The organism is Bacillus sp. MN7755, from assembly GCF_054771475.1.
The window spans coordinates 37,425-58,358 of the sequence record NZ_BTRL01000036.1 but is presented as its reverse complement, the minus strand read 5'-3'; the positions used below and the strand labels follow the sequence as shown (position 1 = coordinate 58,358).

The 20,934-nt window shown below is 38.8% G+C and carries 36 protein-coding genes; 2 read left to right on the top strand and 34 right to left on the bottom strand.

Going from position 1 to position 20,934, the window contains the following annotated elements; all coding sequences use genetic code 11:
• Positions 1 to 88 precede the first annotated feature (88 nt).
• Complete coding sequence (locus ACYVEC_RS29725; RefSeq protein WP_016089662.1) at positions 89 to 307, bottom strand: hypothetical protein; 219 nt, start codon at positions 305 to 307, stop codon at positions 89 to 91.
• Positions 308 to 477: 170 nt separating this feature from the next.
• Here ACYVEC_RS29725 and pdaB point away from each other — a divergent pair, with 170 nt between their 5' ends.
• A complete protein-coding gene (gene pdaB / locus ACYVEC_RS29720; protein WP_063222360.1) occupies positions 478 to 1,242 on the top strand; it encodes a polysaccharide deacetylase family sporulation protein PdaB in 765 nt (254 codons plus the stop codon).
• A 118-nt stretch (positions 1,243 to 1,360) separates the two neighbouring features.
• Here the strand turns inward: pdaB and kbaA are convergent, their stop codons facing one another.
• Positions 1,361 to 1,972: a KinB signaling pathway activation protein KbaA gene (kbaA, locus tag ACYVEC_RS29715; RefSeq protein ID WP_001088507.1), complete on the bottom strand. Its 612-nt coding sequence runs from the start codon at positions 1,970 to 1,972 to the stop codon at positions 1,361 to 1,363.
• Between the two features lie 139 nt (positions 1,973 to 2,111).
• Here kbaA and gerD point away from each other — a divergent pair, with 139 nt between their 5' ends.
• A complete protein-coding gene (gene gerD, locus ACYVEC_RS29710; RefSeq protein ID WP_048562644.1) occupies positions 2,112 to 2,729 on the top strand; it encodes a spore germination protein GerD in 618 nt (205 codons plus the stop codon).
• 56 nt (positions 2,730 to 2,785) lie between these two features.
• On the opposite strand, the gene ACYVEC_RS29705 is transcribed toward gerD, so the two are convergent.
• From ACYVEC_RS29705 to rpsC, 32 genes are all read right to left on the bottom strand, one after another.
• Entirely contained in the window at positions 2,786 to 3,853 is a 1,068-nt protein-coding gene (locus ACYVEC_RS29705; protein WP_016089666.1) for an Mrp/NBP35 family ATP-binding protein, read from the bottom strand.
• 145 nt (positions 3,854 to 3,998) lie between these two features.
• On the bottom strand, positions 3,999 to 4,712 hold the full coding sequence (cwlD, locus tag ACYVEC_RS29700) for an N-acetylmuramoyl-L-alanine amidase CwlD (RefSeq protein WP_060629217.1): 714 nt from the start codon (positions 4,710 to 4,712) through the stop codon (positions 3,999 to 4,001).
• A gap of 66 nt (positions 4,713 to 4,778) precedes the next feature.
• Positions 4,779 to 5,207, bottom strand: coding sequence for a YbaK family protein (locus ACYVEC_RS29695; protein ID WP_001101006.1), 429 nt, complete (start codon positions 5,205 to 5,207; stop codon positions 4,779 to 4,781).
• Between the two features lie 162 nt (positions 5,208 to 5,369).
• The gene (gene rpsI, locus ACYVEC_RS29690) at positions 5,370 to 5,762 is read right to left on the bottom strand and encodes a 30S ribosomal protein S9 (protein ID WP_000079986.1); all 393 of its coding nucleotides are present in this window, start codon (positions 5,760 to 5,762) and stop codon (positions 5,370 to 5,372) included.
• 21 nt (positions 5,763 to 5,783) lie between these two features.
• Positions 5,784 to 6,221 carry a 50S ribosomal protein L13 gene (gene rplM, locus ACYVEC_RS29685; protein ID WP_001260793.1) on the bottom strand — a complete coding sequence of 146 codons (438 nt, stop codon included), beginning with the start codon at positions 6,219 to 6,221 and terminating at the stop codon, positions 5,784 to 5,786.
• Between the two features lie 152 nt (positions 6,222 to 6,373).
• Complete coding sequence (truA, locus tag ACYVEC_RS29680) at positions 6,374 to 7,117, bottom strand: tRNA pseudouridine(38-40) synthase TruA (protein ID WP_060633077.1); 744 nt, start codon at positions 7,115 to 7,117, stop codon at positions 6,374 to 6,376.
• A gap of 14 nt (positions 7,118 to 7,131) precedes the next feature.
• Entirely contained in the window at positions 7,132 to 7,926 is a 795-nt protein-coding gene (locus tag ACYVEC_RS29675; protein ID WP_063222359.1) for an energy-coupling factor transporter transmembrane component T family protein, read from the bottom strand.
• A complete protein-coding gene (locus ACYVEC_RS29670; protein WP_063222358.1) occupies positions 7,914 to 8,795 on the bottom strand; it encodes an energy-coupling factor ABC transporter ATP-binding protein in 882 nt (293 codons plus the stop codon). Before ACYVEC_RS29670 ends, ACYVEC_RS29675 begins: the two co-directional genes overlap by 13 nt.
• Positions 8,771 to 9,613: an energy-coupling factor ABC transporter ATP-binding protein gene (locus ACYVEC_RS29665; protein WP_142332871.1), complete on the bottom strand. Its 843-nt coding sequence runs from the start codon at positions 9,611 to 9,613 to the stop codon at positions 8,771 to 8,773. Before ACYVEC_RS29665 ends, ACYVEC_RS29670 begins: the two co-directional genes overlap by 25 nt.
• A 103-nt stretch (positions 9,614 to 9,716) precedes the next feature.
• On the bottom strand, positions 9,717 to 10,079 hold the full coding sequence (gene rplQ, locus ACYVEC_RS29660) for a 50S ribosomal protein L17 (protein ID WP_000331490.1): 363 nt from the start codon (positions 10,077 to 10,079) through the stop codon (positions 9,717 to 9,719).
• 35 nt (positions 10,080 to 10,114) lie between these two features.
• Complete coding sequence (locus ACYVEC_RS29655; RefSeq protein ID WP_000569643.1) at positions 10,115 to 11,059, bottom strand: DNA-directed RNA polymerase subunit alpha; 945 nt, start codon at positions 11,057 to 11,059, stop codon at positions 10,115 to 10,117.
• 180 nt (positions 11,060 to 11,239) lie between these two features.
• Positions 11,240 to 11,629, bottom strand: a complete 390-nt coding sequence (gene rpsK / locus ACYVEC_RS29650) for a 30S ribosomal protein S11 (protein ID WP_000101797.1) — start codon at positions 11,627 to 11,629, stop codon at positions 11,240 to 11,242.
• A gap of 24 nt (positions 11,630 to 11,653) precedes the next feature.
• Entirely contained in the window at positions 11,654 to 12,019 is a 366-nt protein-coding gene (gene rpsM, locus ACYVEC_RS29645; protein ID WP_000090790.1) for a 30S ribosomal protein S13, read from the bottom strand.
• 21 nt (positions 12,020 to 12,040) lie between these two features.
• A complete protein-coding gene (gene rpmJ, locus ACYVEC_RS29640) occupies positions 12,041 to 12,154 on the bottom strand; it encodes a 50S ribosomal protein L36 (RefSeq protein ID WP_000868344.1) in 114 nt (37 codons plus the stop codon).
• A 35-nt stretch (positions 12,155 to 12,189) separates the two neighbouring features.
• Positions 12,190 to 12,408 (bottom strand): translation initiation factor IF-1, encoded by a 219-nt coding sequence (gene infA / locus ACYVEC_RS29635; protein ID WP_001029884.1) that lies wholly within the window; start codon positions 12,406 to 12,408, stop codon positions 12,190 to 12,192.
• Between the two features lie 68 nt (positions 12,409 to 12,476).
• Positions 12,477 to 13,223 carry a type I methionyl aminopeptidase gene (gene map / locus ACYVEC_RS29630; RefSeq protein ID WP_000582539.1) on the bottom strand — a complete coding sequence of 249 codons (747 nt, stop codon included), beginning with the start codon at positions 13,221 to 13,223 and terminating at the stop codon, positions 12,477 to 12,479.
• The gene (locus ACYVEC_RS29625) at positions 13,223 to 13,873 is read right to left on the bottom strand and encodes an adenylate kinase (RefSeq protein ID WP_063222356.1); all 651 of its coding nucleotides are present in this window, start codon (positions 13,871 to 13,873) and stop codon (positions 13,223 to 13,225) included. The genes map and ACYVEC_RS29625 overlap by 1 nt, the downstream gene beginning before the upstream one ends.
• Positions 13,874 to 13,929: 56 nt before the next feature.
• Positions 13,930 to 15,231: a preprotein translocase subunit SecY gene (secY, locus tag ACYVEC_RS29620; protein ID WP_060629212.1), complete on the bottom strand. Its 1,302-nt coding sequence runs from the start codon at positions 15,229 to 15,231 to the stop codon at positions 13,930 to 13,932.
• Positions 15,231 to 15,671: a 50S ribosomal protein L15 gene (rplO, locus tag ACYVEC_RS29615; RefSeq protein WP_000766083.1), complete on the bottom strand. Its 441-nt coding sequence runs from the start codon at positions 15,669 to 15,671 to the stop codon at positions 15,231 to 15,233. The genes secY and rplO overlap by 1 nt, the downstream gene beginning before the upstream one ends.
• A 33-nt stretch (positions 15,672 to 15,704) precedes the next feature.
• Complete coding sequence (gene rpmD / locus ACYVEC_RS29610) at positions 15,705 to 15,887, bottom strand: 50S ribosomal protein L30 (RefSeq protein WP_001085231.1); 183 nt, start codon at positions 15,885 to 15,887, stop codon at positions 15,705 to 15,707.
• A gap of 13 nt (positions 15,888 to 15,900) precedes the next feature.
• On the bottom strand, positions 15,901 to 16,401 hold the full coding sequence (gene rpsE, locus ACYVEC_RS29605) for a 30S ribosomal protein S5 (RefSeq protein ID WP_000554646.1): 501 nt from the start codon (positions 16,399 to 16,401) through the stop codon (positions 15,901 to 15,903).
• Positions 16,402 to 16,422: 21 nt separating this feature from the next.
• The gene (rplR, locus tag ACYVEC_RS29600) at positions 16,423 to 16,785 is read right to left on the bottom strand and encodes a 50S ribosomal protein L18 (protein WP_000628818.1); all 363 of its coding nucleotides are present in this window, start codon (positions 16,783 to 16,785) and stop codon (positions 16,423 to 16,425) included.
• A gap of 31 nt (positions 16,786 to 16,816) precedes the next feature.
• Positions 16,817 to 17,356 (bottom strand): 50S ribosomal protein L6, encoded by a 540-nt coding sequence (gene rplF, locus ACYVEC_RS29595; protein ID WP_063222355.1) that lies wholly within the window; start codon positions 17,354 to 17,356, stop codon positions 16,817 to 16,819.
• Between the two features lie 32 nt (positions 17,357 to 17,388).
• Positions 17,389 to 17,787, bottom strand: coding sequence for a 30S ribosomal protein S8 (gene rpsH / locus ACYVEC_RS29590; RefSeq protein ID WP_000245511.1), 399 nt, complete (start codon positions 17,785 to 17,787; stop codon positions 17,389 to 17,391).
• Positions 17,788 to 17,816: 29 nt separating this feature from the next.
• The gene (gene rpsN / locus ACYVEC_RS29585) at positions 17,817 to 18,002 is read right to left on the bottom strand and encodes a 30S ribosomal protein S14 (protein ID WP_001085700.1); all 186 of its coding nucleotides are present in this window, start codon (positions 18,000 to 18,002) and stop codon (positions 17,817 to 17,819) included.
• A 33-nt stretch (positions 18,003 to 18,035) separates the two neighbouring features.
• Positions 18,036 to 18,575 carry a 50S ribosomal protein L5 gene (rplE, locus tag ACYVEC_RS29580; RefSeq protein ID WP_001080830.1) on the bottom strand — a complete coding sequence of 180 codons (540 nt, stop codon included), beginning with the start codon at positions 18,573 to 18,575 and terminating at the stop codon, positions 18,036 to 18,038.
• Between the two features lie 26 nt (positions 18,576 to 18,601).
• Positions 18,602 to 18,913 carry a 50S ribosomal protein L24 gene (rplX, locus tag ACYVEC_RS29575; protein WP_000558200.1) on the bottom strand — a complete coding sequence of 104 codons (312 nt, stop codon included), beginning with the start codon at positions 18,911 to 18,913 and terminating at the stop codon, positions 18,602 to 18,604.
• Positions 18,914 to 18,951: 38 nt separating this feature from the next.
• Positions 18,952 to 19,320: a 50S ribosomal protein L14 gene (gene rplN, locus ACYVEC_RS29570; protein ID WP_000615912.1), complete on the bottom strand. Its 369-nt coding sequence runs from the start codon at positions 19,318 to 19,320 to the stop codon at positions 18,952 to 18,954.
• Positions 19,321 to 19,363: 43 nt separating this feature from the next.
• Positions 19,364 to 19,627, bottom strand: coding sequence for a 30S ribosomal protein S17 (gene rpsQ, locus ACYVEC_RS29565; RefSeq protein WP_000004106.1), 264 nt, complete (start codon positions 19,625 to 19,627; stop codon positions 19,364 to 19,366).
• A gap of 20 nt (positions 19,628 to 19,647) precedes the next feature.
• Positions 19,648 to 19,848, bottom strand: a complete 201-nt coding sequence (rpmC, locus tag ACYVEC_RS29560) for a 50S ribosomal protein L29 (protein WP_000855718.1) — start codon at positions 19,846 to 19,848, stop codon at positions 19,648 to 19,650.
• Positions 19,838 to 20,272 carry a 50S ribosomal protein L16 gene (rplP, locus tag ACYVEC_RS29555; RefSeq protein ID WP_000928969.1) on the bottom strand — a complete coding sequence of 145 codons (435 nt, stop codon included), beginning with the start codon at positions 20,270 to 20,272 and terminating at the stop codon, positions 19,838 to 19,840. Before rplP ends, rpmC begins: the two co-directional genes overlap by 11 nt.
• 1 nt (position 20,273) lies before the next feature.
• A complete protein-coding gene (gene rpsC, locus ACYVEC_RS29550) occupies positions 20,274 to 20,933 on the bottom strand; it encodes a 30S ribosomal protein S3 (protein ID WP_000529958.1) in 660 nt (219 codons plus the stop codon).
• Position 20,934: the final 1 nt, after the last annotated feature.

Below are 20,934 nucleotides of genomic sequence, written 5' to 3'. Positions count from 1 at the left end.
TTTCAATTTCTTTTTTGTCGTCTTCTGCGTTTCTGCATCAGCGACGGTTATTAATTTATCATATAATAACCATTAACGTCAATACTTTTTAATAAAAAGTTCTTTTTCTTACATAACGAATACATTCCTCTGCATTGGCGACTCTTCGAAACAAACAAAAAATGATTTTATATCTTTCTTCCATCGCTTTTTTTACAACCTCATGAATGCGTTCATCTTCAAAGTCAAATAAAAGTTCTTCTAACTCTCTCTTCAATATGTATTCCATTTCTTTTTTCTCTTCTTTCGTTAACATAAATCCAAGCAACTCATCACCTCAATCATTTCTTACAGAGCAATAAACATTCCGCTCATTTTCACTTATTAAAATCCTATCATTCATTATATCCACCACCTACGATATTAATCCCTTGTTCTCTTTTTTATATTTACAGCATATATGTAACTGAAAAGGATTGGACAAAGGGGCGTAATATTATGTTTTTCTTTTTTATTACGAGTAAAAGAAACTTTAAACACATTAGCTTAATAGTGATACTTTCCTTATTCACAGCATGGCTACTCTTTTTGAAAACATATTCACATGAGTCTGCTTTTTCAACTGCTACAGGACCTAAAGTTATTTACAAAGGCGACACCTCTAAAAAACAAGTTGCATTCACGTTTGATATTAGTTGGGGAGACAAAAAAGCAATTCCAATCCTTGATACACTTAAAGAAAAGGACATTAAGAATGCAACCTTCTTCCTTTCTGCTGCATGGGCAGAAAGACACCCTGATGTTGTTGAACGCATCATAAAAGATGGACATGAAATCGGTAGTATGGGTTATAATTACACATCCTACACTTCTCTAGAGACAAATGAAATACGAAGAGATCTTTTGCGAGCACAAGATGTTTTTACAAAACTCGGTGTGAAACAAGTCAAGCTATTGCGTCCACCTAGTGGAGACTTTAACAAAGCAACACTTAAAATAGCAGAATCACTCGGATACACTATCGTTCATTGGAGTAATAACTCAAACGACTGGAAAAACCCTGGTGTAAACAATATCGTTTCCACTGTCTCTAACAATTTGAAAGGTGGAGATATCGTCTTATTACACGCATCCGATTCTGCTCTTCAAACAAATAAAGCTTTACCACTGCTCCTACAAAAATTAAAGAGTGATGGATATGAACAAATATCAGTATCACAACTTATTTCCAACACAAGTACAAAAAGTGAAGATGTACAGTAATTCTTTTCCCTCGTGCCTTCACTCATAAAAAGCTCTACTACCTTTCATTAAGGTAGTAGAGCTTTTTTTATCCCGATATTTGCATTCGGACAACTACTCTGCTAAAAAACTATCTTCGTTAGGCCGACTTACTCGTTTTCCCAATTAAACGATGTAATATAAGTAACTGATATGCATTACATAATAATAGCGGTATAACCATTAAATATAACCAATCGGTATCATTAATCCGAAGCGCTGGTACCCATTCGAGAATTGTTACAACAACCATAAAGAACAAAGCAGGCACAAATGCCTTTTTATTCGTTTCTTTACTCTTTACATAAGCAACAATTGCTCCGAACACAAATAACATTCCAGCAACAAGTATGTTATTCCCTAATGAAACTTCCCCATTTGCAATCAGTACGGATCTTAAATACACGAAATCAAATAAAACAAATGCAATAAAGAAAAGCTGTACTGCATTCCATAAAGAAGATGATCGAAACATACCTAGCCCAAAACGATGGATTGTTAAATAGGCAAAGAACCCCATTTGACTTATAACACTAAAAATAAATCCTACACCCATCAACCAAAAGGAAACTGCTAAAATCTCCTTTCCGTCGAAATTTTGAAAAAATTTAGCGTACTTGTCCCACTCCAAAACAAACCCAATAATGACCGTACTAATCCCACCAAGAAACAACGTCGTAAAAAATAGTCGTACCCACTTGCGGCTATTCACAACACATCCCCCATTATCCTTATATTTCTAATTAAATTGTATCAATGACAATTTCAAAAAGCTAGCCATGTTCATGTATAAATTCCTTAAAGATATTTATATTAAAAAGAGAGAACTGTGCTGAAAGGAGTTCCAACTTATGAAACGGATGCTGCTCGTTTTGACTTCTTCTTTTCTATTTCTTGTACTTGTAGCATGTGCACAAGAAAAAGAAGCAAAGTCCGAACTTGATTATGATCAAACAAAGAAAATGATTGTTGATATTTTAAAAACCGATCAAGGTAAGAAAGCCATTCAAGATGTGTTAACTGATGAAAAAATGAAACAAGCACTCATACTAGATGAAACAGTAGTAAAGAAAACGATTGAAGATGCAATGGTATCCGACAAAGGGCAACAATTCTGGGAAAAGCTCTTTAAAGACCCTGAGTTCTCATCAAAATTTGCTAAAAGTATGGGGAAAGAACAAACAACCTTAATGAAAACATTACTAAAAGACCCTGAATACCAAGCAGGCGTTATAGAAATTATGAAAAACCCTGAAGTAGAAAAAATGATGTTACAAACAATGAAGAGCAAAGAATACCGTCAATATTTACAACAAGTACTAACAGAAACTGCTGAAAGCCCACTCTTCCAAGCTAAGATGATTGATATTATTAGTAAAGGTGTACAAAAAGCCGAAAAAAGTGGATCTGATAAGAAAGAAGCAGGCGGCGAGGGTGGTTCCCAAGACGGTAAAAAGGAACAGCAGTAAAAATAATAACGATAATAATGAGTGGACAATATATGTATCGCCCACTCATTATTATTTTATTTTTGTGCAACAGCTGTTTTATCAATTACTGTCTCAGCTATCGTGCGATAAATAAGACCTGTCGTATGTGTATCTTCATATACTGACGGTGCAAAGTCTTCTTTATTCCAATCGGGTTGTTGAAGAGGGATTCTGCCAAGTACTTCTGTTTGAAGTTCTGTAGCTAATTTATCTCCTCCACCTCTTCCGAACACATATTCTTTTTCACCGGTTGTTTTACTTTCGAAATAAGCCATATTTTCAACAACACCAAGAATACTATGTTCTGTACGTAAAGCCATAGCTCCAGCACGCGCTGCTACAAATGCCGCTGTTGGATGCGGCGTTGTTACAATAATCTCTTTACAAGCCGGCAACATTGAATGTAAATCTAGCGCAACATCACCTGTACCCGGTGGTAAATCTAAAACTAAATAGTCTAAATCGCCCCACTCCACTTCTGTAAAGAAATGATTTAACATTTTCCCAAGCATAGGCCCTCTCCAAATAACCGGTGCATTATCTTCTACAAAGAATCCCATTGAGATTACCTTTACACCTAGACGCTCCACTGGAATTATTTTATCTCCTCTTACAACAGGACGTTTTTCTATCCCCATCATATCTGGTACGCTAAAACCATAAATATCGGCATCAATTATACCAACCTTTTTCCCTAGACGAGCTAAAGCAATGGCAAGGTTAACAGAAACTGTTGATTTTCCGACTCCACCTTTTCCACTCGCTACTGCTAAAAATGTCGTTTTTGAATTTGGTGACAATAAAGATTCATTTTGCTCTTCTTCCTGTTCCGGTGCAAACTGAGCTAATTCCTCTTCTGTAAATTCTGCAAAGCGAAGCCCTACTGTTGCTGCCCCTAGTTCTTTTACTAATTTTACAATTCCAGATTGCAACTGCATTTGTTCCGCAGTACCGGTTTTTACAATTGCAATTTTAACACTTACATGTTCCTTCTCAGGCTTGACTGTTACCTCTTTAATTGCACCTGTTTCTTTTAACGTTTTATGTAAAAACGGATCTACAATCCCTTCTAACGCTTCCACTACTTGCTCTTTCGTTACCATAATTAGCCCAGCCCCCTGTATGAAAAATAACGTAATGTTAAATTAAATGTCTCTCTCTTTATTTTTGAAATAAATGCGTTTACATTTCCAGTATAACATATTTTCGGAAAACTTCGTTAACGAGAGAAACTCAAAAAAATCCTCCTTATTCTGGAGGATTTCCTTTTTCCGTGAAATAACGTAATATACCACGATATACTGCAGCCGCTACCTTTTGCTGATATTTCTCCGAATTTAACATATACCTTTCATTTACATTCGATAAAAATCCAGCTTCAATTAAAGCGCCTGGTGTTTTCGCATACTTTAATAAATACACATGAGAAATTGTTTTAGCAGAACGATTCGTATTCTCTAAACTCGTTCTCAATTCAGCTTGTATAAATTTCGCAGCACGTTCATTTTCAATCGAAGAACGGTAATAGAACGTTTGTGCGCCTTTCGATCCACTACTAGTTAAAGCGTTTAAATGAATACTCGCAAAAAAGTCTACATCAGGTTTATTAATAATCTCTACACGCTTTTTTAAATCCTCTGCTTTACGTCTACTATATGATTTTGTATCTTTCTGAGCTAAATCATAATCTCCATCACGCGTTAAAATGACTAGTGCACCTTGCTCTTGTAAATAATCTTGTACCTTCTTTGTAATCTCAAGCGTAATATCCTTTTCTACAATATCCTTTCCACCAACAGCCCCTCCGTCTGGCCCACCATGCCCAGCATCTAATACAATTACTTTCCCTGATAAGGGTAAATTCCAAGCTCGCCACGATTTTGTAATTTGAAACTCTTGTTTGACTAAAAAAAACAAAACAACCGCAGCGAGTGCAAAAGAGATAATTCGAATTCTCTTCATACCTTTCCTCCTCCAGCTAGTCCCTCTAATTACTTATATGGGACAAGAGGAAAGTTTATGCTTGTCTTAATGAAGCTTTAAACGATATCTTCTTTCACCTTTTTCATACCCCTCCTGCCACCATAAGCCGATAAACTGCTGGCAAGATTCAAAAAGCAATTCCTCATCTTGTAACTTAATTTCCCTCATAGTCATGCTCGTTAAAAATTGAAATAGTGTTTCCGTTAATTGTTGCTCTTCTTCTAAGGCTCTATATTTCACATCAAAGAATGATTCACCATAATAACCAAACTTACTGTATCTCGCTCCTAATAAATACGACTCTATCCCTAATTCAATACAATAATCTTCATACTGACGATGAAGTTCCTGCATCTGAAAGGCATCCCTAATATTTGAACGTAATGTTTTTAATGATAATTCTCGCAGCATCTTCCGTTCATATTTCAACTGCTTTTCTTTTTGTTTTTCTTGTAAGCTGACAATGACATTCATAGTACTTATAAACCTCCCTAATACGTATTAGTCTAAACTTCTAAAGAAGAAGCATACGCGAGAGGATAGCACTAAAATATTCCAAACTACAAAAATCACAAAAGAGGAATGAAACATAAAAAAACCCCAACCAAAATGGTTGGGGTTTGTAGTTCGCAAAAATTAACGTTTTGAGAACTGAGGTGCACGACGTGCGCCTTTAAGACCGTATTTTTTACGCTCTTTCATACGTGCGTCACGAGTCAATAGACCTGCACGTTTTAGTGTTAGACGGTATTCTGGATCAGCTTTTAATAAAGCGCGAGAAATACCGTGACGAATAGCACCAGCTTGACCAGTGTATCCACCACCATTTACGTTTACAAGTACATCGTAGTTACCTAAAGTTTCTGTTGCAACTAGAGGTTGTTTCACTACTTCACGTAATGCAGCAAATGGGATATAGTTTTCAAAATCACGACCGTTAATGATAACGCGTCCTTCGCCTGGAACTAGGCGTACGCGCGCTACTGAACTCTTACGACGTCCAGTGCCATAGTATTGAACCTGTGCCAAAGTAAGCCCTCCTTTAATTGATTATCCGCGAAGTTCGTAAACTTCTGGTTTTTGTGCTTGGTGTGGATGCTCTGCTCCAGCATACACGTTTAGTTTCTTAGAAACTTGACGGCCTAAGCGTCCTTTTGGAAGCATGCCTTTAATTGCAAGCTCTAACATTTGTACAGGGTAGTTTGTACGCATTTCTAGAGCTGTTCTTTGTTTAAGTCCACCTGGGTGGTTAGTGTGACGGTAGTAAATTTTATCGTTTAATTTATTACCTGTTAAATGAATTTTCTCAGCGTTAATAATAATTACATGATCACCCGTGTCAACGTGTGGTGTAAATGTAGGTTTGTTTTTACCACGTAAAATGGATGCTACTTCACTAGCAAGGCGACCTAAAGTTTGACCTTCAGCATCAACCACATACCATTTACGCTCAACTTCGTTAGCTTTTGCCATAAAAGTCGTACGCATGTGTTTCCCTCCTCGTTATCTTTTCCATAGAAAAAATCTATTGTTTATCTTAAACACGATTTCCTTCCGGGGCTAATCGTGGTTTTAGAAACAATACCATATGTTATGATATACTTTTGAGTTTCTAATGTCAAGCAAATGTTACACCAGGATTAGTTGTTATAGTTTACCTGCCATAAGTAAAGCCCATGACCTGGAGCCATCTTTCCAGCAAACTGACGATTTTGTTTCGCCAAAATCTCTGGAATGCTATCAGGATCAAGCTTTCCCTGCCCTACGCTAAGCAACGTACCAACAATAATTCTGACCATATTATATAAAAATCCATTCCCTACAAAACGAAAAATTAATTCATCGTCTTGCTCAATTAACTCAATTTCATAAATTGTTCGCACTTTATCTTTTTTGTCAGTTTTTGCCGAACAAAAAGAAGTGAAATCATGCGTTCCGATAAAATAAGGAATCGCTTTTCTTATAGAATTGATTTCGAGCGGATATGGATATTGATATACGTAATTTCTACGGAATACATCCGCAGTCTTTGATAATAATACACGGTAACGATATTCTTTTCTCTCGACACCGTAACGCGCATGAAATTCTTCTGTTTTTTTCTCTACCTGTCTGATAACAATATCATCTGGCAGCATTGTGTTTAATGCATTACTCCATTGCCACTCTTCAAGAGACAACGGTGTATCAAAATGTATGACTTGTCCTTTAGCATGAACGGTAGAATCCGTCCTGCCCGATGCCTGAACACGAACAAGTTCTCCTTTATGCAATTTCTGCAAAGCTTTCTCTATCTCTTGTTGAACAGTACGATGCTGCGGCTGAATTTGATAACCACAAAAATGCATGCCATCATATGCAACCGTACATTTTATTCTATCCATTTCTCTATTCTCCATTACGATCGCACCCATGCCAAAATACAAGCTAAACAAAGTAAGCTTATAATCGTTACTGTATCGCTTATTTTCCAGCGTAGTTGCCTAAATTTAGTACGTCCTTCGCCACTTTGATATCCACGAGCTTCCATAGCAATTGCTAAGTCCTCTGCACGCTTAAAAGCACTAATAAATAGAGGGACAAGTAGTGAAATAATAGCTTTTATCCTATCTTTTATCGGTCCCCCTGCGAAATCAATACCACGTGACGCTTGTGCCTTCATTATTTTACTCGTTTCATCCATTAATGTCGGGATAAAACGAAGAGAAATTGACATCATTAATGCGATTTCATGAACAGGAACTTTTATACGCTTCAACGGCTTTAATAACGTCTCCAGACCATCTGTAATCTCAATAGGTGTCGTCGTTAGCGTTAATAATGTTGTCATTAAAATAATAACGAAGAATCGTATAGAAATGTATATCCCTTGCTCTAATCCTTTTTCATGTATCGAAAACCAACCAAGCTGGAATAGTACTTCCCCTTCTTTATTTGTAAAAATATGCAGGAAAAATGTAAAAAGAAAAATCCATAGAATTGGTTTTAAGCCCGAAAGTACATAACGAATCGGCACTTTTGCAAAAAATAAAGCAATGAGTGCATATAAAAATAAAAATCCATATGAAATCGCATTATTTGCTAAGAAAACAACAAATACATATAAAAAGACAATCAGCAGCTTCGTACGTGGATCAAGTTGATGAATAAGCGAATTCCCTGGAATATACCTTCCAATAATCAACTGCTGCATGATTCATGACCACCTTTTCGTAATACCTGCACAACTTCATGAGTAAGATCCTCTAAAGATAAGGTAGCCTTTGGAATTGAAATACCAAACTTCTCTTCAATCGCACGTTTATACTTTAAAGACATAGGAAGATCCACGCCAATTTTCTCTAGTTCATCAGCATGTGAAAATACTTCCTCTGCACTTCCTTGCAAAAAGACCGTTCCTTTATGCATAACTACAATCTGCTGCGCATACTTAGCAGCATCCTCCATATTATGCGTTACAAGGATAACTGTAAGACCTTTCTCCTTATGAAGCTTATAAAACATCTCCATAAGTTCATTCTGCCCTTTAGGATCTAGTCCAGCTGTAGGTTCATCTAAGACAAGCACTTCAGGTTCCATCGCCAGTACGCCTGCTATCGCAACACGCCTCATTTGCCCACCGCTTAACTCAAATGGCGAACGTGTTAACAGTGCTGGTTCTAATCCTACAAGTTCAATTGCCTCTCTTGCCTTTTGCTTCGCTTCTTCTACAGATACTCCAAAATTAGTGGGGCCGAAACAAATGTCTTTCTCCACAGTCTCTTCAAATAACTGATGTTCTGGGAATTGAAAGACAACCCCTACTTTTTTACGTAGTGGCTTTAGCTTTTTCTCTTTCTTTCCTGCCGAAATAAAATGTTCCCCAATTTGAACGGTACCACTTGTCGGCTGCAATAAACCATTTAAATGTTGAATCATCGTCGACTTACCTGAACCAGTATGACCGATAATGGCATAATAGCCCCCACTTGGAAACGACACGTCCACATCATAAAGTGCGCGTCTTTCAAACGGAGTTTTATATTGATAACGATGTTCTACTTTTTGGAATGTAATCTCCAAAGTTCGTTCACCAAGCTTTCCATTGTAAGATGCGTATTTTGCAAGAGAATTTCATTTCTTTTTAATAATTCTGCTATTTTCACTGAAAATGGTACATCTAATCCAATTTCTTGGAGCATATGAGAGGACTTGAAAATTTGTTCTGGAGTCCCTTCCTCTAATATCTCTCCCTTATTTAAAATAATGACACGGTCTGACTGTGCCGCTTCTTCTAAATCGTGCGTAATTGATAACACAGTAATACCTTTTTCATTAACAAGTTGTCTAACCGTTTCTACTACTTCACGTCTCCCTTGGGGGTCTAACATTGAAGTTGCTTCATCTAGTATTAAAATAGATGGCTGAAGTGCTAAAATACCTGCTATTGCCACTCGCTGCTTTTGTCCACCAGATAACGAATGAGGCTCATCATTAAGAAAATCTTCCATACGGACAAGTCGCAAGGCCTGTTCTAACCTTTCTATCATCTGCTCTCTTGGCATTCCGATATTCTCTAAACCAAATACAACATCATCTTGCACTGTTGTTCCAACAAATTGATTATCTGGATTTTGAAATACCATTCCAATTTGTTTTCGAACATCCCATACCGTTTCCTCTGATAAAACCATTGTATCGTTTACTGTAATTGTCCCTGCTTCCGGCAAAAACAAACCATTCAATAATTTTGCAAGTGTAGACTTCCCTGAACCGTTTTGTCCAATAACAGATACCCATTCTCCCTCATATAAGGAAAATGAAACATCTTTTAATGCATAAGTGGCTGCCCCAGGATATTGAAATGATATATTTTCTGTCCGAAGTTTCTCTTTTTTCAATACAAGGCACCCTTTCCTTCGCCAAGTTAACCTATTTTTATATTTAAAAAAAAGGGCCATGACCAGTTTCTTGAAAAGAACTGTCCTGCCCTTTTAATTATCATTATACTAACTCGATAATTACCATTGGTGCTGCGTCTCCGCGACGTGGACCAATTTTTGCAATACGAGTGTATCCGCCTTGGCGCTCAGCATAGCGTGGAGCTACATCAGCGAATAATTTTTGAAGTGCATCTTGACCAGTCTCAGCGTTAGCTACTTCATTGCGAATGAAAGCTGCTGCTTGACGACGAGCATGAAGATCTCCGCGTTTACCTAAAGTGATCATTTTTTCCACTACAGAACGAAGTTCTTTTGCACGAGTTTCTGTCGTTTGGATGCGCTCGTTGATAATTAAATCAGTAGCTAAGTCACGTAACATAGCTTTACGTTGCGCACTTGTACGGCCTAATTTTCTGTATGCCATTCGTAGTTCCCTCCTTTGTTGATGGGTTTAAATCCTCAGTCGTCTTTACGTAAACCTAAACCTAATTCCTCAAGTTTATGTTTAACTTCTTCTAAGGATTTACGTCCTAAGTTACGAACTTTCATCATATCTTCTTCTGTTTTGTTCGCAAGCTCTTGTACAGTATTAATTCCTGCACGTTTTAGGCAATTATAAGAACGAACAGAAAGATCTAGTTCTTCGATAGTCATCTCAAGAACTTTCTCTTTTTGATCTTCTTCCTTCTCGACCATAATCTCAGCATTTTGTGCTTCGTCAGTTAAACCAACAAAGATATTTAAATGCTCAGTTAAGATTTTGGCACCTAAAGAGATAGCTTCTTTTGGCCCGATGCTTCCATCCGTCCATACATCAAGCGTAAGCTTATCATAATTAGCCACTTGTCCGACACGTGTCTTTTCCACTTGGTAAGTCACACGTGATACCGGAGTATAAATAGAATCAATAGGAATTACTCCTATTGGTTGATCTTCGCTTTTATTTGCATCAGCTGGCGTATACCCACGGCCACGCTTTGCAGTTAAACGCACGCGGAAATGCGCATCTTTTGCTAACGTTGCAATGTGTAAATCTGGATTTAAGATTTCTACATCACTATCGTGAGTAATATCAGCAGCTGTGACAATACCTTCGCCCTGCACATCAATTTCCAACGTCTTCTCTTCTTCAGAGTAGATTTTAAGAGCTAACTTTTTCAAGTTTAAGATGATCGTCGTAACGTCTTCTACTACGCCCTCAACTGTTGAAAATTCATGTAATACGCCATCGATTTGGATAGCAGTAACAGCGGCACCAGGGAGTGAGGATAAAAGAATACGACGTAAGGAGTTACCCAAAGTAGTACCATATCCACGCTCAAGCGGTTCAATTACGAATTTACCATATTTAGCATCTTCGTTAAGTTCAACCGTTTCGATTTTCGGCTTTTCGATTTCAATCATTAACTAAACCCTCCTTCAAAACGTCGAAACCCCGGTTAAACAAAGGTATAGCCTCTGTTTAACCGAAAGTCCCCCTTAGGCAGTTCCCGATTGTGCACAACAAGCGATGTTTCTGTACGAAATTTCTCGATAATGCATCATATCCATTATAGACAAAAGGGAAAATTCTATACAGAAAAATTACACACGACGACGTTTTGGCGGACGACATCCATTATGAGGAACTGGAGTAACATCTCTAATTGCTGTTACTTCTAGACCTGCAGCTTGAAGAGCACGAATTGCAGCTTCACGACCAGCACCAGGACCTTTAACAGTAACCTCTAAAGTTTTTAAACCGTGCTCCATTGCAACTTTAGCAGCAGCTTCAGCAGCCATTTGCGCAGCGAATGGAGTAGATTTACGAGATCCACGGAAACCAAGTGCACCAGCACTAGACCAAGAAAGTGCGTTACCGTGAGTATCTGTAAGTGTTACGATTGTGTTGTTGAAAGTAGAACGAATATGAGCTATACCAGCTTCGATATTCTTTTTCACACGTTTTTTACGAGTGTTTGTTTTACGTGCCATTGTTAGTTCAACCTCCTTTACTTATTATTTCTTTTTATTTGCTACTGTACGACGTGGACCTTTACGTGTACGAGCATTGTTTTTAGAGTTTTGACCACGAACTGGTAAGCCACGACGGTGACGAAGACCACGGTAAGAACCGATCTCCATTAGACGTTTAATGTTAAGAGATACTTCACGACGAAGGTCTCCCTCAACTTTAATACGATCGATGATATCACGGATACGTCCTAATTCGTCTTCCGTTAAATCACGAACTCGTGTTTCTGAAGAAATACCAGCTTCAGTAAGAATTTTTTCAGCAGTTGTGCGACCAATGCCGAATACGTAAGTTAAAGAAATAACAACGCGTTTGTCTCGAGGAATATCTACACCTGCGATACGTGCCATTCTGAATGCACCTCCTTCTGATTAACCTTGTTTTTGTTTATGTTTAGGGTTTTCACAAATAACCATTACTTTTCCACGTCTACGAATAACTTTACATTTTTCGCAGATTGGTTTAACTGACGGTCTTACTTTCATGTCTCGAACCTCCTTAAAGATTACGGAGTGCTATATTATTTAAAACGGTACGTAATACGACCACGATTTAAATCGTACGGAGATAATTCTACCGTAACTTTGTCTCCTGGTAAAATACGAATGAAGTTCATACGGATTTTACCAGAAACGTGAGCCAATACGACATGCCCATTCTCTAATTCTACTTTGAACATAGCATTTGGCAACGTTTCAAGAACGGTACCTTCGACTTCAATTACATCATCTTTAGCCATTCAATAGTTCTCCCTTCTTCAAATCAGTAACATTTTACACTGCTCTGAAATCCCGGAGAGCCAGCTACTTATAAAGTGGTAAGGATTTCGTATCCTGCTTCTGTAAGAGCAATCGTGTGCTCAAAATGGGCACACCATTTACCATCTACCGTTACCACTGTCCAGTCATCAGATAGTGTTTTTACATATCGTCTTCCTTGATTCACCATCGGCTCAACACAGATGACCATTCCCGGCTTTAATCTAGGGCCTCTATTTGGTGGACCATAGTGCGGGATTTGAGGGTCCTCATGTAAGTCTTGCCCGATTCCGTGACCAACATACTCCCTAACGATCGAGAATCCATTCTCTTCAGCATGGGTTTGAACCGCATGTGAGATATTTGATAATCTTTCGCCTGGTTTTACTTGTTCTAGACCAAGATACAACGATTTTTCTGTGACATCAAGTAGCTTTTGAACAGATTCAGAAATGTTTCCAACTGGATACGTCCATGCAGAATCTCCATGGTACCCATTGTATTTCGCACCAATATCGATACTGATGATATCGCCCTCTTTGAGCTTGCGCTTCCCTGGAATTCCGTGTACAAGCTCTTCATTTACAGAAGCACATATGCTCCCCGGAAATCCGTTGTATCCTTTAAAAGATGGCGTAGCACCATATTTTTGAATCGTCTTTTCCGCTATTTGATCGAGCTCTTTCGTTGTAATTCCTGGAGTAATGTGCTGTTTTAACTCTTGATGAGTTAAAGCAACGATCCTGCCAGCTTCTCGCATGATTTCTATCTCGCGAGGAGTTTTGCAGATTATCATTACGCTAAGCCTCCGATGAGAACATCGATATCAGCAAATACTTTATTGATATCTTGCTCACCATTAATGCTTTCTAAGTAACCAAGCTCCTCGTAGAAATCAAGCAAAGGTTTTGTTTGCTTAATATTTACATCTAAACGATTTGCTACAGTTTCTTCATTGTCATCAGAGCGTTGGTATAATTCGCCACCACATTTATCGCACACATCAGTTTTCGCTGGTGGATTGAATTCTAAGTGGTAAGTCGCACCGCACTCTTTACAAATGCGACGGCCTGTAAGACGTTTTAATAACAACCCTGAATCCACATTAATGTTTAAAACATAGTCGATTTTTTTGCCAAGATCTTTCATAATTTCTTCAAGAGCTGATGCTTGTGCAACAGTTCGTGGGAAACCGTCTAGTAAGAATCCTCTTACGCAGTCTTCTTGACTTAAACGATCACGAACAATTCCGATTGTAACTTCATCTGGGACAAGAGCACCTTTATCAATAAAAGATTTAGCTTGTAAACCCATTTCAGTTTCAGCCTTCATAGCTGCACGGAACATATCTCCTGTTGAAATGTGAGGGATGTTATACTTGGCAACAATCTGTTCGGCTTGTGTACCTTTACCAGCACCAGGAAGCCCCATTAAAATTAAGTTCATCCTTGTTCCCCCTCAGAGTACATGAGCATGTAGGGAAGACGCTTCTTCCCACTTACTCACTGCTTGATAAACCCTTTGTAATGGCGTTTTACCAGTTGGCTTTCTAGCTGCTTCATTGTTTCTAAAGCAACGCCGACAACGATTAACATACTCGTTCCACCAATCTGTGCAGATGGAGGAAGATTTCCCAGTTTCGTAAAGATAACTGGTAAGATTGCAATCGCTGCTAGGAAAATTGATCCTACAAAGGTCAAACGATACAAGATTTTTGTTAGATATTGTTCCGTATTCTTACCCGGACGAATACCTGGAACATATCCACCTTGCTTGTTTAGATTCTCTGACATCTGCTCTGGATTAACCTGAACAAACGCATAGAAATATGTGAAGGCTACAATGAGCGCAACATATATGATCATTCCCACTGGGTGAGAATAGTTAAAGTTTGCAATAATCCACTGCGATACATCATGTTTCGGGAAGAACTGTGCAATAGTTGGTGGTGTAATTAAGAATGAAACAGCAAAAATGACTGGAATAACACCCGCACTATTTACCTTAAGTGGTAAATGAGTGTTTTGTGCTCCAGCATGATTCCCATTCGCTCCTGTTACACGCTTTGCATATTGAATTGGGATCTTTCTAACAGCCTGTTGAATGAAAATAACACCCACAATAACTGCTAGCACAGCTAGTAAGATCAATGCAACTTTAACGATACTCATGAACAATTGATCTCCGATATTTTGAAACTGTTGCTGATACACTTGAGATATAACACTTGGGATCGCTGCGGCAATACCACCAAAGATAAGGATGGAAATACCATTACCTACACCTTTAGCTGTAATCTGTTCACCTAACCACATTAAAAATGCAGTACCAGCAGTCAGTACCGTAGCAATGTATAAATAAGTGCTCCAACCAGGATTCAAAATTAATTGCCCACCTACCATACCGTTAAAACCGATTGACATACCAAACCCCTGAATAAACGCAAGAACAATTGTAAAGTAACGCGTGAATTGCGTTAGTTTACGACGGCCCATTTCACCTTGCTTTGACCATTCCGAAAATTTAGGAACAACATCCATCTGCAATAATTGCACGATGATGGATGCTGTAATATACGGCATGATTCCCATCGCGAAGATGGAAAAGTTTTTCAAGGCGCCACCGCCAAATGTATTTAGGATACCTAAGGCATTTAATTGATCTTGTGCTTTCAGTACGTCTCCATTTGTAAATGGCACGGGGATAAACGTGCCAATCCTGAATACGATTAACATCGCTAAAGTGAATAATATTTTACGTCTTATCTCAGCAACGCGCATAAAGTTGGAGATTGTACGAAACATTAGATCACCTCAACTGATCCGCCAGCTGCTTCAATTGCTTCTTTAGCACTTGAAGAGAACTTGTGCGCTTTAACAGTTAATTTTTTCTCTACTGCTCCGCTTGCAAGAATTTTAACACCGTCGTTTAACTTGCTGATAACGCCAGTTTCCAGCAATAATTCAGGTGTTACTTCTGTACCATCTTCAAAACGATTTAACGTTGATAAGTTTACAATAGTAAACTCTTTACGGTTAATGTTTGTGAAGCCGCGTTTTGGTAAACGACGGAATAATGGAGTTTGACCACCTTCGAAGCCAAGACGAACACCGCCACCAGAACGTGCGTTTTGTCCTTTATGACCTTTACCAGCAGTTTTACCGTTACCAGAACCGATACCACGACCGACACGGTTACGTACTTTACGAGAACCTTCTGCAGGTTTTAATTCATGAAGTTTCATTCCCAGGCACCTCCTTATATTAATGAGTTATCCTTAAGCTTCTTTTACAGTTATAAGGTGAGAAACTTTGTTGATCATACCAAGAATAGCAGGAGTTTCTTCCTTAACTACAGTTGAATTCAACTTTTTAAGACCTAAAGCTTCTACCGTCGCACGTTGATCTTGTGGACGACCAATTACACTACGAGTGAGGGTAATTTCTAACTTTTTCGCCATTTGTTTTCCCTCCTTAACCTAGTAGCTCTTCTACAGATTTACCGCGTAATTTTGCAACATCTTCAGCGCGCTTAAGTTCGCTTAATCCGTTCACAGTAGCGCGAATCATGTTGATTGGTGTGTTAGAACCAAGAGATTTCGAAAGAATATCTTGTACACCAGCTAATTCAAGTACCGCACGAACAGGTCCACCTGCAATAACACCAGTACCTTCAGCAGCAGGTTTTAAGAATACTTCACCAGCTCCAAAATGACCGTTGATTGTGTGTGGAATTGTTGTACCAACTAATGGTACAGCGATTAAGTTTTTCTTAGCGTCTTCGATAGCTTTGCGAATTGCGTCTGGTACCTCTTGTGCTTTACCAGTACCGAATCCAACATGACCGTTTTTATCGCCAACTACAACTAGTGCAGCAAAGCGGAAACGACGACCACCCTTAACAACTTTCGCGACACGATTTATCGTAACTACACGTTCTTCAAGTTCTAATTTACTTGGGTCAATGCGATGCATCAATTTTCCCTCCTTTGACCATTAAAATTGTAATCCAGCCTCACGAGCAGCTTCAGCTAGAGCTTTAACACGGCCATGGTATAAGTAACCACCGCGATCAAATACTACTTCTTTAACGCCTTTCTCTACAGCACGCTTAGCAACTGATTCTCCTACTTTCGTAGCAGCTTCAGTATTGCTAGTACCGTTAAGAGCAAGGTCTTTATCAAGAGTAGATGCACTTACTAACGTTACACCATTCACATCATCAATAACTTGAGCGTAAATATGTTGATTAGAACGGAACACGTTTAAACGTGGACGTTCTGCAGTACCAGTAAGTTTAGCACGTACACGTGCATGTCTTTTCTTACGAGTCGCATTTTTATCAGCTTTAGTGATCATTCTTGTCACTCCTTTCTCTCACCTAACGGGTTTACTTAGCAGTTTTACCTTCTTTACGACGAACAACTTCGCCTTCGTAACGAATACCTTTACCTTTATATGGCTCAGGAGCACGTACAGCACGGATGTTAGCAGCAAATTCGCCAACACGTTGCTTGTCGATACCTTTGATTACGATTTTAGTTGGTGCAGGTACTTCAACTTCAAGACCTGCTTCCGGAGTCATTTCTACTGGATGAGAATAACCTACGCTTAATACAAGTTTATCTCCTTGTTTTTGAGCACGGTAACCAACACCGACTAATTCAAGTCCGCGTGCGAAACCTGTAGTTACACCTTCAACCATGTTTCCGATTAAAGCACGAGTTGTACCGTGTAATGCACGGTGTTCCTTCTGTTCAGATGGACGCTCAACTGTTAGTGTATTTTCTTCAATTTTGATAGACATATCAGCATTGAATTTACGAGTTAATTCACCTTTAGGGCCTTTTACTGTTACAGTATTGTCTTCTGCAATTGTAATAGTAACACCTGCAGGGATTTCAAGAATCTTTTTACCAATACGAGACATGTGGTCACACCTCCGTTCGTTTTAAATATATATTACCAAACGTATGCTACTACTTCTCCACCAGTTTGTAATTGACGAGCGTCTTTATCTGTCATTACTCCCTTAGATGTAGAAACAAGAGCGATACCTAATCCGTTAAGTACACGTGGTACTTCATCAGCTTTAGCGTAAACGCGTAAGCCAGGTTTACTGATACGTTTTAATCCAGTGATTACACGTTCATTGTTTGCACCATATTTCAGGAAAATACGAAGGATACCTTGTTTGTTATCCTCGATGTATTCTACATCACGAATGAAACCTTCACGTTTTAAAAGTTCAGCGATCTCTTTTTTGATTTTAGAAGCAGGAACCTCTAATTTCTCATGACGTACCATGTTCGCATTACGGATGCGAGTAAGCATGTCTGCAATTGGATCTGTCATCACCATGTGTTTTACCTCCTTCCCATTTGTGGGTTTTACCAACTAGCTTTTTTAACACCAGGAATTTGACCTTTATATGCAAGTTCACGGAAACAAATACGGCAAAGCTTAAATTTGCGGTATACAGAATGCGGACGACCGCAGCGTTCGCAACGTGTATACTCTTGTACTTTAAACTTAGGAGTACGCTTTTGTTTCGCTATCATAGATTTTTTAGCCACGTTTTCGCCTCCTCTACTTAGCGTTGGCTTCCATTATTTTTGGAATGGCATACCGAATTGTGTTAAAAGTTCACGAGCTTCTTCATCAGTTTTCGCTGTAGTAACGATTACGATGTCCATACCGCGGACTTTGCTTACTTTATCATAATCAATCTCAGGGAAGATAAGTTGCTCTTTAACACCTAATGTGTAGTTCCCACGACCATCAAATGATTTCTTAGAAACACCACGGAAATCACGTACACGTGGTAAAGAAACTGATACTAATTTGTCGAAGAACTCATACATTTGTTGTCCGCGTAAAGTTACTTTTGCACCGATTGGCATACCTTCACGAAGACGGAAACCAGCGATTGATTTTTTAGCACGAGTTACAACAGGCTTTTGACCTGCGATTTGTGTTAATTCTTCTACTGCATTGTCTAAAGCTTTTGAGTTAGATACCGCGTCACCAACACCAGTGTTGATTACGATCTTTTCGATTTTCGGTACTTCCATCACAGATTTATAGTTAAACTTGCTCACTAGAGCAGGAGTAATTTCCTTTTGGAACTTCTCTTTAAGGCGATTCAATGAAGTGACCTCCTTTCTTAAGAAAATTATTTATCTAATAATTCACCAGATTTTTTTGCAATACGAACTTTTTTACCATCTTCTACTTTGAAGCCTACGCGAGTAGGTTCACCTGTTTTCGGATCTAAAATCATAACGTTAGAAACGTGGATAGGTGCTTCTTTAGTAATAATTCCACCTTGTGGATTTAATTGAGATGGCTTAGAGTGTTTTTTAACGATGTTAACACCCTCAACGATAACACGGTTTTGCTTTGGGAAAGCCACAAGGATAACGCCTTGTTTTCCTTTGTCTTTTCCAGTGATTACCTGTACTTTATCACCTTTTTTTACATGCATCTTAATTCTGCACCTCCTTAGCAAGGCAATACCTTAAATTATAGAACTTCTGGAGCTAAAGAAACGATCTTCATGAAGTTGCTATCACGTAATTCACGAGCTACTGGTCCGAAGATACGAGTACCACGTGGGCTCTTATCGTCTTTGATGATAACCGCTGCGTTTTCATCAAATTTGATATAAGAACCGTCCGGACGACGAGCTCCGCTCTTCGTACGTACTACTACTGCTTTAACAACGTCACCTTTTTTAACAACGCCACCTGGTGTTGCTTGTTTTACCGTAGCAACGATAATGTCACCAATGTTAGCATATTTACGACCAGAGCCGCCTAATACTTTAATTGTTAAAAGTTCACGTGCACCAGAGTTGTCAGCAACTTTCAAACGAGATTCTTGTTGGATCATGTTATGAAACCTCCCTTCGGACTAAAAATTCCGATTCGTCTATTTAGATAATAACCGCTTCTTCAACGATTTCAACTAAACGGAAACGCTTAGTAGCAGAAAGCGGGCGAGTTTCCATGATTTTAACGATATCGCCAAGTTTCGCTTGGTTTTGCTCATCATGGGCTTTGTACTTTTTAGAATACTTAACACGTTTTCCGTACAAGGAATGAGTTTTGTAAGTTTCAACTAAAACTGTAATCGTTTTGTCCATTTTATCAGACACAACACGACCAGTATAAACTTTGCGTTGGTTACGTTCGCTCACTATGCAAACCTCCCCTCAATTTATCGATTAATTCCGATCTCTCTTTCACGAACTACAGTTTTCATACGAGCAATCGCTTTACGCACTTCACGGATGCGAGTTGGATTCTCTAATTGTCCTGTAGCAAGTTGGAAGCGAAGATTGAACAATTCTTCCTTTAAAGCTTTAACTTTTGTTTCGATTTCGGCAGTGGTTAATTCACGAATATCATTAGTTTTCATTAGATTCACCACCATTTTCTTCACGTTTTACGAATTTACATTTCACAGGTAACTTGTGAGCTGCAAGACGTAATGCTTCGCGTGCTACCTCTTCAGATACACCCGCGATTTCAAACATAATTTTCCCAGGTTTTACTACTGCTACCCAGCCTTCTGGTGCCCCTTTACCGGAACCCATACGTACTTCTAGAGGTTTTGCAGTGTAAGGTTTAGAAGGGAAAATTTTAATCCATACTTTACCGCCACGTTTCATGTAACGAGTCATTGCACGACGAGCAGCTTCGATTTGACGGTTTGTAATCCATGAAGCAGCTTGTGCTTGTAAACCGAATTCACCGAAAGCAATTTCAGTTCCACCTTTTGCACGACCACGCATTTTACCACGATGCTCTCTACGATATTTTACGCGTTTTGGCATTAACATATTATTTTCCTCCTTCCTCAGAAGCTTTCTTTTTTGTAGGAAGGACTTCTCCACGGTAGATCCATACTTTTACGCCTAATTTACCGTATGTTGTATCAGCTTCAACTGCTGCATAGTCAATATCAGCGCGAAGTGTATGAAGTGGAACAGTTCCTTCACTGTAAGATTCTGCACGAGCGATATCAGCTCCGCCAAGACGACCAGAAACCTGTGTTTTAATACCTTTAGCACCTGCACGCATAGCACGTTGAATAACTTGCTTTTGTGCACGACGGAATGATACACGGTTTTCTAATTGACGAGCGATGTTTTCGCCTACTAATTTAGCGTTAAGATCAGCTCTCTTAACTTCTAAAATATTGATGTGTACACGCTTGCCTGTTAATTGGTTAAGAGCTTTACGAAGTGCTTCAACTTCAGTACCACCTTTACCAATTACCATACCAGGTTTTGCAGTGTGAATTGTAACATTTACACGATTTGCTGCACGTTCGATTTCTACTTTAGCAACAGCAGAATCTTTTAAGCGTACAGTAATGTACTCACGGATTTTGATGTCTTCATGTAATAATGTAGCGTAATCTTTCTCAGCGAACCAACGAGATTCCCAGTCACGGATAACACCGACACGAAGACCAATTGGATTAACCTTCTGACCCATC